General features: G+C 30.5%; 10 protein-coding genes. 9 read left to right on the forward strand and 1 reads right to left on the reverse strand.

Annotation, left to right across the window (positions count from 1 at the left end):
- Complete coding sequence (locus tag SY27_RS08345) at positions 1 to 2,943, reverse strand: TonB-dependent receptor (protein WP_045969089.1); 2,943 nt, start codon at positions 2,941 to 2,943, stop codon at positions 1 to 3.
- A gap of 226 nt (positions 2,944 to 3,169) precedes the next feature.
- Here SY27_RS08345 and SY27_RS08350 point away from each other — a divergent pair, with 226 nt between their 5' ends.
- The 9 genes from SY27_RS08350 to SY27_RS08390 all read left to right on the forward strand — a co-directional run bounded on the left by SY27_RS08350 (position 3,170) and on the right by SY27_RS08390 (position 16,254).
- Positions 3,170 to 4,189, forward strand: coding sequence for a LacI family DNA-binding transcriptional regulator (locus SY27_RS08350; RefSeq protein WP_045969091.1), 1,020 nt, complete (start codon positions 3,170 to 3,172; stop codon positions 4,187 to 4,189).
- A 203-nt stretch (positions 4,190 to 4,392) separates the two neighbouring features.
- A complete protein-coding gene (locus SY27_RS08355) occupies positions 4,393 to 5,760 on the forward strand; it encodes an MFS transporter (protein ID WP_045969093.1) in 1,368 nt (455 codons plus the stop codon).
- Between the two features lie 5 nt (positions 5,761 to 5,765).
- On the forward strand, positions 5,766 to 6,422 hold the full coding sequence (gene pgmB / locus SY27_RS08360; protein ID WP_045969095.1) for a beta-phosphoglucomutase: 657 nt from the start codon (positions 5,766 to 5,768) through the stop codon (positions 6,420 to 6,422).
- 2 nt (positions 6,423 to 6,424) lie between these two features.
- Positions 6,425 to 8,734: a glycoside hydrolase family 65 protein gene (locus SY27_RS08365; RefSeq protein ID WP_045969097.1), complete on the forward strand. Its 2,310-nt coding sequence runs from the start codon at positions 6,425 to 6,427 to the stop codon at positions 8,732 to 8,734.
- A 53-nt stretch (positions 8,735 to 8,787) separates the two neighbouring features.
- Entirely contained in the window at positions 8,788 to 11,160 is a 2,373-nt protein-coding gene (locus tag SY27_RS08370) for a TIM-barrel domain-containing protein (RefSeq protein ID WP_045969099.1), read from the forward strand.
- Between the two features lies 1 nt (position 11,161).
- Entirely contained in the window at positions 11,162 to 12,814 is a 1,653-nt protein-coding gene (locus SY27_RS08375) for an alpha-amylase family glycosyl hydrolase (protein ID WP_045969101.1), read from the forward strand.
- 11 nt (positions 12,815 to 12,825) lie between these two features.
- On the forward strand, positions 12,826 to 14,250 hold the full coding sequence (locus SY27_RS08380; protein ID WP_045969103.1) for an alpha-amylase family glycosyl hydrolase: 1,425 nt from the start codon (positions 12,826 to 12,828) through the stop codon (positions 14,248 to 14,250).
- Between the two features lie 70 nt (positions 14,251 to 14,320).
- Positions 14,321 to 14,998: a glycerophosphodiester phosphodiesterase family protein gene (locus SY27_RS08385; protein ID WP_045969105.1), complete on the forward strand. Its 678-nt coding sequence runs from the start codon at positions 14,321 to 14,323 to the stop codon at positions 14,996 to 14,998.
- 35 nt (positions 14,999 to 15,033) lie between these two features.
- A complete protein-coding gene (locus SY27_RS08390; protein WP_045969107.1) occupies positions 15,034 to 16,254 on the forward strand; it encodes an NAD(P)/FAD-dependent oxidoreductase in 1,221 nt (406 codons plus the stop codon).
- Positions 16,255 to 16,480: the final 226 nt, after the last annotated feature.

The following is a 16,480-nucleotide window of genomic DNA, read 5'->3' on the forward strand; positions in this document are numbered from 1 at the left end:
TTAAAACTTAATGTTTGCACCAAATAAGAAAGATCTTTGTCTAGGATAAATGGTATTATCTATTCCGTTATTCGTTATTTCAGGATCTAGTCCTGAATATTTCGTTATCACAAATGCATTTTGAACACCTGTGAAAAATCTTAATGATGCTTTTCCTTCTAACCATTTAGGAAAAGTATAGCCTATTGTAACGTTGTCTAATCTTAAAAATGATGCGTTTTCAATATATATATCTGATAAAATAACATCGGCTGATGTATTAAATCCTGTATCGTAAACTGATGTAGGAATATTTCCTAATGCAGATGATTGTTGGTTTAACAAATCATATTGAGCTCTTCCTGCATTAACTGCATTATAGATCCTATTTCCTACACTTGCTCTCATATTAAATGAGAAATCTAAATTTTTATAATTTAAATAAGAAGCGAAACCAAAAGTAGCATCTGGATCTGGATTTTTATAGATATATCTATCGTCTCCATTTACAATACCATCTCCATTTAAATCAGCATAAGCTCCTTCAATTGGTTGTCCATTTGTGTTATATAATTGTTTATACACATAATAAGAATATGGAGTAAACCCTTCTCTATATATTTGTGCTGTTCCACCAGTACCTGAACCTATACCTCCAATAAATATATCTGCATCTAATGCTAATTCATCAATTCTTCTTTCGAATTTTGTAGCATTGAAATTAACATCCCACTTAAAATTATCTTTTTCAACAACAACAGCGTTTATCGCAAATTCAATTCCTTTTATAGTCATATCTCCTATATTTTGGAATCCTCTATTTGAAAAATTTCCTCCATCTGGCAAAGCCGATCTTACTAATAAGTCTTCTGATTTTTTATAAAAAGCATCTATTGTTCCTGTGATTCTATTATTAAATAATCCATAATCAAACCCAACATTATATGTTGTGGTTTCTTCCCATTTTAAATTAGGATTATATGGCGTTGAAACAGCTATTGGATTTGGAAGATTACCAAAGAAATATTGAGATTGATTATTTCCTGTCACATATTGTTGCAGGTAAGAAAGCCTGTCATTAATATCTTGTTGGCCTGTAATTCCATACCCTAACCTTAATTTTAAATCGGTTACAAACTTAGAATTTTGTAAAAATTCTTCTTTTAACTTCCATGCAAAAGCTGCGGCTGGAAAATTACCCCATCTATTTTCTTTAGAGAAACGAGAAGATCCATCTCTTCTATAAGATAGTGTTAAAATATATTTATCATTATATGTAAAGTTTGTTCTTCCAAAAAAGCCTATTAAAACGATATCAGCAAAAGTATCAACATCTGCAATTGCACTAGTATAATTAGGTTGATTAATGTTTCCAGTTGTAAACTTACTTCCTTCAAATTTTTGATATGAATATCCCGCAGTAGCATCAACTTCCAATGAATTAAACTGTTTTTTATAATTAAAATAAGTATCTAAAGATTTATTTTTTCTGTTTTCGTCAGTAAACTCATTTGCACCATATGTTCTATTATCATTATTTGGTGATGATCCTGTGAAACGGGAAACAATTTTAGTTCTCTCTCCTTTTGATTCATCAAATCCAAGATTTATTACAGCTCTTAAATCTGGTAGAAAATGAAATTTATAATCTATTTCAAAATTTCCGAATAATCTATTATTAATTCCTCTATCATTTGTTTGCAGCAATTGAGAAACTGGATTTCTTACTACACTTGGTGTTAATTCAGCATTAGAAGGATTGGTTGCCTGATTCCAATATTCAAAAAAACCACCATAATACGAATTAGCATCATATACTGGCTGTGTAGGATCAAATCGTAATGCTGCACCCTCAACACCCTCAGCAAATCGATTTCTTTCATTTGCATAATTTGCAGAAACATTAATTTTTAAATGATTATCTAAAAAGCTTGGGTTTAAAGCAATTCCTATGGTATTTCTATTAAACTCATTTGTAAGCCTTAATCCTTCTTGATATGTATTTCCCAATGATAATCTTGAAGGAATTCTATTAAAAAGGTTTCCTCTCACAGAAATATTATTATCTATAAAATCTGTCTTTCTATAAATCTCTTCCTGCCAATCTGTATTTGCATTTCCTAATAGTCCTACTCCTTCTGGAAATTGAGCAGTTACAACATCTCTAAACTCATCAGCAGAAAAAACACTTACTTTTTTCACTAATTTTCCTGTGGCATATTGAACATTATAATCAACATTCAGTTCTTTTCCTCCTTTTTTAGTTGTAATAATAATGACTCCATTCGACGCTCTTGATCCGTATATGGCAGTTGCAGAAGCATCTTTTAAAACGGTAAACGATTCAATATCGCTTGGATTTAATCCTGCTAATATTGATGTAGAACCTGTATTTGAACTATTCTCAATTGGCAATCCGTCTATCACAATTAATGGATCATTTGAAGCAAATAAAGAAGATCCTCCTCTAATTCTAATTTCCGAACCTGATCCTGGTGCACCACTTGTATTCACCGTTAAACCAGCTACACGACCATTTAATAAATTTTCAGCAGTAACTACTGTTCCTTTATTAAACTCACTGGCTTTTAATGTAGTTACAGCTCCTGTAGCATCTTTTTTCTTAACAGTTCCATAACCAATTACTACTATCCCTTCTAGTTGATTTGTATCCTCAACTAAATATACTGTAATCTCTTTTTGTCCGTTATATAGTATAGTCTGTTTTACAAAACCGAGATAAGTAAAAATTATTTTATCTCCTTTGTTTAGATTAGATAGTGTAAAATTTCCGTCAAAATCTGTAGCCGTTCCAGTACTATTACCTTCTACTGCTATATTCACACTAGGCAATGGCTGCTGTGTCGTACTTTCTATTACAGTTCCTTTTAAAATGTTTTGTGCAAACATTCCTATGGGTAAGATAAGCATGAAAAATAATAACTTTTTTTGTAATGTTTTCATACATTTTATTTAGGTTAAACTTTAAAATTATTATGCTTATAAATCACTTCTAATGTTAAATTTATGTAAAAAAGTGGTTTAAAAAAATAAACCTTTCCCAAACACTTACCGAAAACGTTTTCGTGTTGAAAACTTTATTAAAACAAGCAGAAATTAGTATTAAAATTGCGATACTAGAAAAATAAAAGTACTTTTATTAAAAATATTGAATTTTAGTTAAAATTGCATGAAACGAAAAGTAACCTTAAAACAAATAGCAAAAGAATTAGATGTTTCCATTTCAACAGTCTCTAAATCTTTGAAAAACAGCTCTGAAATAAGTGAAGACACAAGGTTAAAAGTTCAAGCATTTGCAAAATTATATAATTACAAACCCAATAATATTGCATTAAGTTTAAAAAATAGAAAAACAAAAACTATTGGAATTATAATTCCTGAAATTGTACATCATTTTTTTGCTACTGTTATTAGTGGAATTGAACAAGTCGCAAACGAACAAGGATACAATGTAATTGTTTGCTTATCTGATGAGTCTTTTGACAAGGAAGTTATCAATTTAGAAATGCTAGCAAATGGAAGTACTGATGGCTTTATTATGTCTTTATCAAAAGAAACGCAACAAAAAAAAGATTTTCATCACTTACAAGAGGTAATCAACCAAGGAATGCCTATTGTTATGTTTGATAGAATTGCAAACGAAATACTTACAGACAAAGTTATTATTGATGATTCACTTGCTGCTTATCAAGCTGTAAGTTTCTTAATTGAAGAAAAGAGAAAAAAAATAGCCTTAATTACTACTGTAGATTATGTAAGTGTTGGAAAATTAAGAACAGATGGCTATTTAAAGGCTCTAGAAGATAATGCAATTGAAATTAATAATGATTTAATTGTAAAAATTGAAGATATAGAAAACTGTTCCAATATAATTGACCCATTACTTAATGAAAATAAAATAGATGCCATTTTTGCAGTAAATGAATTGTTTGCTGTAGTTGCTATAAAAGCAGCTTTGAAAAAAGGAATTAAAATTCCTGAAGACATGTCGGTTATTGCATTTACAGATGGAATTATTTCTAAATTTTCAACTCCAACCATAACAACAGTTAGTCAAAACGGTGTTAAAATGGGAAGAAAAGCAGCAGAAATGCTTATTGAAAGATTAGAAAATGAGGAAGAAGACGAGCGTTATCGTACTGAAGTAATAGAAACTAATCTTATAAAAAGAGAATCTACGAAAACGTAATAGTTTCCTATAAATACCTTAAAATCAATATTTTAAAATTTTAAAAAAATATATTTCAACATAAAAAAAGTGGAATAAAAAATTTTTAATTTAAAATAAAAACTATATTTGTACTATATCAAAGCTTGTATTTCACTTCTAAAAAACAAAGTTTTGATAAGCTAAACGCTTATCGTAAGTACTAAATTAACACATTACGATACATGGAAAAGCGTAAATTAAGTTTCTGGGAAATTTGGAACATGAGTTTCGGTTTTTTAGGAATACAATTTGGTTTTGCCCTTCAAGGAGGGTTTATGTCTAGAATTTTTCAAACACTTGGAGCTGAGAAAGATGCAATTCCTCTTTTATGGATTGCTGCACCTTTAACAGGGCTAATTGTTCAACCAATCATTGGCTATTTAAGTGATAATACTTGGCATTCTAGATTAGGAAGAAGAAAACCTTATTTTTTGCTAGGGGCAATTTTATCTTCCATAACACTATTTTTTGTTCCCTATTCTCCCGCACTATGGATTGCAGCAGGCTTTCTATGGATTTTAGATGCTTCTATCAATATAAGTATGGAACCATTTAGAGCTTTAGTCGCTGATAAACTTCCCGATTCTCAAAGATCTTATGGTTTTGTAATGCAAACCTTAATTATAGGAATTGGAACATGGATTGCAAGTAATCTACCTTGGTTAATGACAACATTAGGTATTAGCAATGAAGCTGCTCCAGGAATTATTCCTATGTCCGTTAAAATTGCATTTGCCATTGGAGGTTTTGTTTTTTTGGTCAGTATTTTGTACACTATTTTTACCACCAAAGAATATCCTCCCGAAGACTTAGAAGAATTTAAAAAAGAAAAAGAAGATTCTCGTTTTATTAAAGATTTGTTCGTCTCCATTAAAGAAATGCCATCTACAATGAAGAAACTAGGCATCATACAATTCTTCAGTTGGTTTGCTTTCTTTACAATGTGGAGTTTAGCTACTCCTTCATTAACAGAACATGTTTTTAAAGCACCAGCACCAATAGAAAAAAACTACAATTTAGAAGATTCTTCTCAATTAGCACAATTTAATGAAGCTGGAGCCAAATATCAAACAGCAGCTGATTCAGTAGGTTCTGCTATGGGAATTTATGGCCTTTCTTCTATGGGGTTTGCATTATTACTAACTTTTTATACTTCCAGATTTAGGATAAACAGAAAATACATTCACATGTTTTCCTTAATACTTGGAGGAATTGGTTTTATTATAATGAAATATATTGAAAACCCTTTCTACTTAAATATATCATTTATACTTATTGGAATTTCATGGGGAAGTATTTTATCCATGCCTTACGCTATGCTTTCAAGTTCTGTTAATGAAAAGAAAATGGGAATGATGATGGGGTTATTTAATATGTTTATTGTAATACCACAAATTATTGCAGCCTTAGGAGGAATAAACTATGTATCCAAAATATTTGGAAATACTGCAATAGCACCTATGACATTAGCAGGAGCTTCATTAATACTTGCAGGATTATGCAACTTTTTAATTACAGAAAAAAAAGCAATTAGTTTTCAAATTGAATAAAAAAAATGAATAAAAAAACATTCATATTCGACCTAGATGGTGTTATTGTTGATACTGCAAAATATCATTTTTTAGCTTGGCAACGATTAGCAAGTCAATTAGGAATTGAATTTACGCCCGAACATAACGAAGAACTAAAAGGTGTAAGCCGAGTAAAATCATTAGAATTGATTTTAAATTTAGGAAACATCAAAGCATCTCAGGAAGAGAAAGACATTTGGCTTGTTCAAAAAAACACCGAATATCTATCCTATATCAATGAAATAGATGAAAGTGAAATATTACCCGGCGTTATATCGGTTCTTAATTTTTTAAAAGAAAACAACCAAGATATCGTATTAGGAAGTGCAAGCAAAAACGCACGACCTATTTTAGAAAAAACAAACATCATTCATTATTTTGATGCTATTGTAGATGGAAATGATGTTTCCAATGCAAAACCAGATCCTGAAGTTTTTCTTCAAGGAGCAAAAAAAATGAATAACAATCCTATAAACTGCATCGTCTTTGAAGATTCTTTAGCTGGAATTCAAGCTGCAAATATTGCAAACATGATTAGCATAGGGATTGGAGACAAAAGAGTATTACACGAAGCACAATTTGTGTTTCCCGATTTTACTCATATAGATATAAATTTTATAGACAACTTAGTGAATAGATAAAAATGAATCAGGATTATATTGTGCCAAATAATTGGTCGATTATTGAAGAAGGATTTGAAATCGATAAAGTAAAATCATCAGAAAGTTTATTTAGTATTGGTAATGGTGCTATGGGACAACGTGCCAATTTTGAAGAACAATATTCTGGTAACACCTTTCAAGGTAGTTATATTGCAGGAGTATATTATCCTGACAAAACAAAAGTAGGTTGGTGGAAAAACGGATATCCTCAATATTTTGCTAAAGTATTAAATGCTCCAAACTGGATTGGAATTAATGTAGTAATAAATGGTGAAGATTTAGATTTAGCAACTTGCGAAATTAAAAATTTCCGTAGAGAATTAAACATGAAAGAAGGTTGGTATAGCAGAACTTTCAATGTAATTCTAAAAAACAAAACTGAAATAAAAGTAAAAACACTTCGCTTTCTTTCTTTAGACATTGATGAATTAGGTGCTATAAAATATGAGGTTACGCCTATAAATTCAGATGCTAAAATAATATTTAAACCTTATCTCGATGCTGGAATTGAAAATGAAGACACCAACTGGGAAGAAAAATTCTGGGAAACATTAAGTATTGAGAGTGAAAATAATGAAGCTTTTATTGTAGCACGAACTCTAAAAACAAAGTTTAGTGTTGCTACATTTATGAAAAATAATATCCTAATAGACAATATAAAAGCAAACATAGAACCAACTGATGTTAAAAAAGGAAAATCAGACATTTCATTTATATACGAAATAGCTGCTCCAAAAAATCAGACGGTTGCTATTGAAAAACTAGGAGGATATACTGTTTCAACAAACCATAATGAAAACGAATTAATCAAGGCAGCAAAGCAAGTTTTAGAAAAAGGAACAACATTAGGTTTTAATGCATTACTAGAACTGCAAAAAGAAGCTTGGTCAAAAATATGGGAAATGAGCGACATTACTATTGATGGTGATGTAAAAGCTCAACAAGGCATTCGCTTTAATATCTTCCAATTAAATCAAACTTATTTAGGAAAAGATTCTCGTTTAAATATTGGTCCAAAAGGATTCACAGGAGAAAAATATGGTGGTTCTACTTATTGGGACACAGAGGCTTATTGTATTCCGTTTTATATGGCTACCAAAGATCAAACCGTAGCTAGAAATTTATTAGAATATCGTTACAATCAATTAGATAAAGCAATTGAAAATGCTGAAAAAAACCTAGGTTTTAAAAACGGTGCTGCTCTATATCCAATGGTAACAATGAATGGAGAAGAATGTCATAACGAATGGGAAATTACTTTTGAAGAGATTCATAGAAATGGAGCCATTGCATTTGCAATATTCAACTACTATCGTTTCACAGGAGATTACTCTTATATTCCAGAAAAAGGACTTGAAGTGCTAATTGGGATTGCTCGTTTTTGGCATCAAAGAGCTACTTTCTCAACTCAAAAAAATCAGTATGTAATTTTAGGTGTTACTGGACCAAATGAATATGAAAACAACGTAAATAATAATTGGTACACAAACTATATTGCAAAATGGTGTATTGATTATACTTACGAACAAATTGAAAAAGTAAATTCAGATTACAATTCAGATTACAATCGAATTGTTAATAAAGTAAATCTAACTAAAACCGAATTAGACTCTTGGAAACAAGTTGCAAACAACATGTATTTTCCATACTCCGAGGAGCACAATGTGTTTTTACAACAAGATGGTTTCTTAGATAAAGAACTTGTTAAAGTCGCTAATTTAGACAAAACACAACGACCGATTAATCAAAAATGGTCTTGGGATAGAATTTTGCGTTCTCCATATATAAAACAAGCAGATACTTTACAAGGATTTTATTTCTTTGAAGATCATTTTACTAAAGAGCAATTAGAAAAGCATTTTGATTTTTACGAACCATTCACTGTTCATGAAAGTTCACTTTCTCCTTGTGTTCACTCTATTCAAGCTGCTGTTCTAGGAAGAATGGAACAAGCCTATACGTTTTATTTAAGAACATCACGTTTAGATTTAGATGATTATAACAAAGAAGTTCATGAAGGATTACATATAACTTCTATGGCTGGAACCTGGATGAGTATTGTTGAAGGTTTTGGAGGAATGAGAATTAAAAATAATACGCTTCATTTTGAACCAAGAATTCCTTCACAATGGAAAGCCTATTCATTCAAAATTAACTTTAGAAACCAAATTATTAAAGTTGAAGTTACTCAACATGAAACTCAATTTTCATTAGAAGGTAAAACTCCAATTAAAGTGTTTGTTTTTGACAAAGAAATTTTAGTTGAGCCTAATAATTTAGTTAAAATATAATAATCAACCTGTCTGATTGGGCAATCAGACAGGTTTTTTTTTAAATCAACACCATGAAAAAAATAGTTTTATTTTTACTTTTCACAACCTACATTTTTAGTCAAAATAAAAATAGAGAATACTTAAATCATGAATGGACAAAAAACGGATTAGACATTGAAGTATCTGATGGAGAATATAAAATTACCATACTAAACAATTCAACAATTGAAACCTCATTTATACCTAAAAACGAAAAATACAATCCTATTTCTCATAGTGTAATTCTTAAACCAGAAAATACACATTCAAAAGTTTCCGAATCTCAAGAATCATTTGAGCTAACTACAAAAAACATTCAAATTCAAGTTCATAAATCACCTTTTCAAATTTTTTATTACAACAACAAACAGCTTATCCTTTCTGAAAAAAACGGTTACATTAAAAAAGATTCGGTAGAAACACTCGATTTTAACCTGACTTCTGATGAAATTTTATATGGTGGTGGAGCACGTGTTTTGGGCATGAACCGAAGAGGAAATCGTTTACAATTATACAATAGAGCTCATTATGGTTATGAAAGTAAGTCTGAATTAATGAATTTTACCTTACCAATTGTCATTTCATCAAAAAAATACATGGTTCATTTTGACAATGCTCCTATTGGTTATCTTGATTTAGATAGTCAAAAAAACAACACTTTAACTTATGAAGCCATTTCTGGCAAAAAGACTTATCAAATCATTGTAGGCGACAATTGGGAAGACTTAATTTCTAATTACACTTTACTGACAGGTAGACAACCTTTGCCACCTCGCTGGGCATTAGGAAATTTCTCTTCACGATTTGGTTATCATTCTGAAACAGAAGCAAAAAAAGTCATTCAAAAATTCAAAGACGAAAAAATTCCTGTAGATGCTATAATACTAGATTTATACTGGTTTGGAAAAGAAATTAAAGGAACTATGGGAAATTTGGAAGTTTTTAGAGATAGCTTCCCAAACTTTGAAAAAATGGTAGCCGATTTTCATAAACAAGGTATCAAAACCATTACTGTAACAGAACCTTTTATTTTAACAACTTCTAAAAAATGGGAAGAGACTAAAAACAAAAACATTCTAACCATAAATTCAGATGGTTCTCCAGCAATTTGGGACTTTTATTTTGGGAATACTAGTCTTATTGATGTTTTTAAACCTGAAGGAAAAGAGTGGTTTTGGAATATTTACAAAGATCTACATCATAAAGGTATAGTTGGAATTTGGGGCGATTTAGGTGAACCCGAAGTTTTTCCTTCTTATGCTAATACAATTGCAGGAAAAGCAGATGAGGTGCATAATATTTATGGACACGAATGGGCAAAACTTATTTATGAAGGTTATCAAAAAGATTTCCCTAATGAAAGACCTTTTATTTTAATGAGAGCTGGTGCAGCAGGTTCTCAACGTTATGGCATGATTCCGTGGAGCGGAGACGTTAATCGAACTTGGGGCGGTTTATCTGGTCAAACTGAAATTGCATTACAAATGGGAATGCAAGGTTTAGCATATATGCATTCTGACTTAGGTGGTTTTGCGGGGGCTAATTTAGATGATGAATTATATATTCGTTGGCTACAATATGGTGTTTTCAATCCTATTTTTCGTCCACATGCACAAGAAGATGTTCCTTCTGAACCTGTTTTTAGAAGTGATAAAACAAAAAATTTAGCAAAACAAGCTATTGAGTTACGCTATCAATTACTTCCTTATAATTACAATTTAGCATTTGAAAATACACAAACTGGAAAACCTTTAATGCGTCCATTATTCTTTGAAGAAGAAGATAATACTAGCTTATTAACTAAATCTGATGGTTACCTATGGGGAAATGACTTCCTTATTTACCCTATCATAGAAGCAAGTCAAAAAACAAAAGACATTTATTTTCCTAAAACAGCTAATTGGTATGATTTCTACACAGGAAAAAAATATGAAGGCGGAACAACACAAACCGTAGAACTGAATGAAAATAATATTCCAACATTTGTTCGCGGTGGTAGTTTTATTCCAATGGCAAAACTGGTTCAAACCACAAATGATTACAGCTTAAATCAATTTGATTTACATTTCTATTTTGATGACACGATGAAAGGTTCTTCGGGAAAACTATTTAATGATAATGGCAATTCTGCAAATACAATTGAAAATAGAGAATTTGAAAAAACAACCTTTAGAAGTAAGTTTAAAGAAGAAAAACTAGACATTAAACTAGAATCGGATTACGAGTTTATTCCAAATACAAGCAAAGAAATTTCTTTAAAAATTCATGCTATTTTCAAAAAACCTAAAAGCTTAAGAATAAACGGAAAAAAAGCAAAATACAAATGGAATTCTACTCTTGATATTTTAGAAATCAGAACAAAACTAAAACACGATAAAAAAGTTCAAATTGAAATACAATTTTAAAATGAAAAAGAACATTCTATTATTAACTTTATTCATCTCTTTTTTAAGCTGTATTGATAAAAAAGTAGTTCCAAAAACAGAAACTCCATTTGTTTGGGAAGCTGCTAATGTCTATTTTCTTTTAACAGATAGATTCAATAACGGTGATACATTAAATGACAACACTTTAAATAGAAATAAACCTACTAGCAAATTACGTGGTTTTGAAGGAGGTGACATTCGCGGAATAATACAAAAAATAGAAGAAGGCTACTTTACCGATTTAGGAATTAATGCTATTTGGATGACTCCAATAGTAGAACAAATCCACGGTTCCGTTAATGAAGGTTCTGGAGATACTTATGGGTTTCATGGCTATTGGACAAAAGACTGGACTGCTTTAGATCCTAATTTTGGCACAAAAGATGATTTATCTGAATTAGTAGAAAAAGCACACGCCAAAGGAATTCGAATAGTATTAGATGCTGTTATCAACCATACTGGTCCTGTAACCGACATAGATGAAGTTTATCCGAACGATTGGGTACGAACAATTCCAAAATGTACTTATGATTCATATAACAACTATATTAATTGTACTTTGGTTGAAAACTTACCTGATGTTTTAACAGAAAATACCGAATCTGTAGCATTGCCTTCTATATTAATGGAAAAATGGAAAAAAGAAGGACGATACGAGCAAGAAATGGCAGAATTAGATGCTTTTTTCAACGAAACAGGTTATCCAAGAGCGCCAAAATATTACATCATGAAATGGCTTTCTGATTTCATTGTAGATTTTGGAATTGATGGTTACAGGGTAGATACTGTAAAACATACTTATGAAGATGTTTGGACTGATTTTTCTAAAGTATGTCAATCTAAATTTGATTTATTTAAACAAAAAAACCCAACAAAAGTACTAGATAATAACTCCTTTTTTTTAGTTGGTGAAGTATATGGTTACGGAATAAAAGGCAAAAAACTTTATGATTTTGGAGATAAAAAAGTAGATTATTTTTCGAATGGTTTTAACAGTTTAATCAATTTTGATTTTAAAACAGATGCTCAAAAACCCTATGAAGAAATTTTTTCAAACTATTCTAACATTTTGCATTCTGACTTAAAAGGGTTTAGTATAATGAATTACACCAGCTCTCATGATGATGGAGAACCGTTTGACAAAAAAAGAGAAAAAAGTATTGAAGCTGGAACAAAACTCTTATTAACTCCAGGAATTTCTCAAATCTATTATGGAGATGAGACAGCTCGCTCACTAGAAATATTAGGTACTACAGGAGACGCAACATTACGTTCTTTTATGAATTGGGATGATATTGAGACTAATCTTAAAACAAAAGAAATTCTAATACATTATCAAAAACTAGGTCAATTTAGAAAGAATCACCCATCAATTGGAGCAGGAAAACATGAACTAATAACAGTAATTCCTTATACATTTAGCAGAATTTACGTTAAAGAAAATTTTAAAGATGAGGTAATTATTGTTTTAGATATCCCAAAAGGAGAAAAAGAAATTTCTGTAGGATCAATATTTAAAAATGGAGAAACAGTAAAAGATGCCTATTCAGGTAAGGTTACCAAAATAAAAAATGGAAAAGCACTATTAAACACTGATTTCAATATCGTATTACTAGAAAAAATAGAACCATAAAATAGAACCAAATGAAAAAAATAATTGTATCAACATTCTTTCTTGCTTTTTTATTTAGTTGCAAGAAAGACAATAAAGTAGTTGAAAAACCAATAATCGAAGAAGTTAAAGAGTTTGCTCAATTTTCGCCAGAAATAACTGAAAATGCAATAATATATGAAGCAAATATTCGACAATATTCTCCTGAAGGAACTTTTACGCAATTCACAAAAGACATCCCTCAATTAAAAGAATTAGGTGTAAAAATTATTTGGCTTATGCCTATTTTTCCAATTTCTGAAACAAAAAGAAAAGCTACAGGTGGAGAAAACAGCAAGTTTGCATCAGAAATGCCAAAAAATGAACAAAAAAAATATTTAGGGAGCTATTATGCCGTATCCGATTTCAAAGCTATTAATCCTGAATTTGGAACCATAGAAGATTTTAGAGAATTAGTCAAAACCGCACATGAAAACGGGATTTATGTAATATTAGACTGGGTTCCTAATCACACTGGTTGGGATCATATTTGGTTAAAAGAGCATCCCGAATTTTACACCAAAAATAATAAAGGTGAAATCACACATCCTGAAGGAACAGATTGGACTGATGTTGCCGATTTAGATTATTCAAATGAAGGGCTACAAAAAGCAATGACAGAAGACATGAAATATTGGTTGAAAAATGAGAACATAGATGGATTTCGTTGCGATGTTGCAGGTTCGGTTCCTACCTCTTTTTGGCAAAAATCCATTCCTCAATTGCGTAAAGAAAAGTCAATTTTTATGTTAGCCGAAGCTTGGGAACCAGAATTATTAAAAGACAATTTATTTGATATGTGTTATGCTTGGGACGGACATCATGTTATGAATAAAATAGCGCAAGGAGAAAACAACGTGAAAAATTGGGATGCTTATATTGAAAAAAGAGTGAATGACTATGAATCTGATGACATTTTAATGAATTTTGTAGACAATCATGATGAAAATTCTTGGAACGGAACTCTAAATGAGCGATTAGGAGATGCTTCAGAACTTATGATTGCGCTTTATTATCTAACACCAGGAATGCCTTTAATTTATAGTGGTGACGAATATGATTTAAATCATCGTTTAAAATTCTTTGAAAAAGATTCCATTCCAAAAATAAAAGGAAAAAATTGGGACATTTTCACGAAATTAGGGAAAATAAAAACTGAAAAAACAGCACTCAATGGAGGAAAAAAGAGCGCTTCATATAAAAAAACAAACACCTCTTTAAGTGAAGAAATTTTAGCCTTTGAGCGCGAAAAAAACAATGAAAAAATACTATTTATTGGTAATCTATCAAATAATATTCAGGAATTTACAATAGATATTAATGGTGCTTTTAAAGATCTATATCACAACAATACAATAACAATTAATAAGGGAGGAAAGATAAAGCTAGAGCCATGGCAATTCTTGATTTTAGAGTAAAACTTATTTTATTTTAATAAGGCACGAATCCTATTTAATAGTTTTCGTGCTTTTTTTTATACATTTGAATATGCAAAAAATAGGACATAGAGGTGCAAAAGGATACACTGTTGAAAACACATTAGAATCATTTCAAAAAGCAATCGATTTAAATGTTGATGCTATTGAGCTCGATGTACATGTATGCAAAACAGGAGAATTAATCGTCTTTCACGATTTTACATTAGAACGATTAACAAATGGAAAAGGTGAAATTTCTAAATCATCGCTAGAAGAACTCAAAAAGCTAAGAATTAATGAAAAATTTAAAATTCCAACGCTAATAGAGGCATTAGATTTTATAGATAGACGATGCAATGTCAATATTGAATTAAAAGGACACGATACTGCTAAAGCTGTTTTAAATTTAGTTGAATTATATACAAAAAACAAAAATTGGTACTATTCGAATTTTATTATTTCAAGTTTTCAATATGATGAACTCTCAAAATTTAGTACTCAAAATAAAAATATACCACTTGCTATTTTAACGCAAGCTAGTGTAGAGCAAGCAATAGACTGGGCAATTGAATTTAAAGCTGATTATATTCATCCTCATTTTTCATTATTAACCCTAGATAATTGTAATTTTGCAAAAGAAAAAGGATTAAAAATTAATACTTGGACGGTTAATGAAATTGAAGATATTGAACATGTTAAAAAATACAACATTGACGGTATCATTTCTGATTTTCCAGATAGAATATAACGAACCATTTCCTTTTCAAAATAACTTTTGCTCAAATGAATACAAAATACGATATTATAATTGTTGGTGGTGGTGCAGCAGGATTCTTTACAGCCATAAACATTGCTGAGAAAAATCCCTTTTTAAAAATAGCCATTTTAGAAAGAGGAAAAGAGGTTCTTTCTAAAGTTCGCGTTTCTGGTGGAGGACGATGTAATGTAACCCATGCTTGTTTTATTCCCAATGAGTTAGTAAAGTTTTACCCTAGAGGAGAGCGAGAATTAAAAGGACCATTTCATCAATTTTGTTCTGGCGACACAATAGAATGGTTTGAAAAGCATGGAGTGTCATTAAAAATTGAAGAAGATGGAAGAATGTTCCCTATTACAGATTCTTCTCAGACTATAATTGATTGTTTTTTAAATGCAACCAAAACATTAAACATTGATATACTTACAAATCAAAGTATGCAATCTATTTTCAAGCATGATGATTATTGGAACGTTGAAACGAATCATGATGTATTTCTATGTGAAAAAATTGTGATGACAACTGGAAGTAATCCTAAAATATGGGACATAATAGAACAAATGGGGCATACTATTATTCCACCTGTACCTTCTTTATTTACTTTTAACATTAAAGATTCACGAATAAAGGATTTAATGGGTGTTTCTGCTCTAGCTTCTGTAAAAGTAAAAGGAACTAATTTAAAATCCTCTGGCCCATTATTAATTACACATTGGGGCATGAGTGGTCCTGGTATTTTAAGACTTTCTGCATGGGGAGCCAGAACATTATTTGATAAAAAGTATCAATTTATACTTCAGGTAAATTGGTTAAACGATATAACATTTGAAGAATGTTTAGAAGATCTAAAAGGATTAAAAGAAACCCATAATAAAAAACTAATTTCAAAATTTTGTCCTTTTGACTTTCCAAAACGATTGTGGGATAGTTTAACCCATGCTTCTGGAATAATGAACGAACAAAAATGGGCTGATATTTCCAAAAAACAATTAATCTCTTTAGCTGAGCAATTAACTAATGGTCAATTTCAAGTAAATGGAAAAAGTACTTTTAAAGAAGAGTTTGTAACTGCTGGAGGAATTGATTTAAAAGAAGTTAATTTTAAATCAATGGAAAGCAAATTATTTCCTAATCTTTATTTTGCTGGTGAAATTATAAACATTGATGCCATTACTGGTGGTTTCAACTTTCAAAATGCTTGGACTGGTGGTTTCATTGTTAGCAATGCTATTTCACAAAAAAATTAGCCTCTTCATAAGTAAAATTCTTTTCATCTCATTTTTGTGATTTTTTTATTTTTCACTAAAAACCGCAAAAGAAAATAAGCCATAGGGTACCACAACTACGACTTTGATAAGGGGTATATACGGGGTTGATAGGGAGTATATAGGGAGTATCACCGTATTTGTCCCTTACTAAAATAACTATACAGGTTATTAAATTAATCCTAATATAGCTATACAACGATTCTTC

Source organism: Flavobacterium sp. 316 (assembly GCF_000967805.1).
Taxonomy (GTDB): Bacteria; Bacteroidota; Bacteroidia; order Flavobacteriales; family Flavobacteriaceae; genus Flavobacterium; species Flavobacterium sediminilitoris.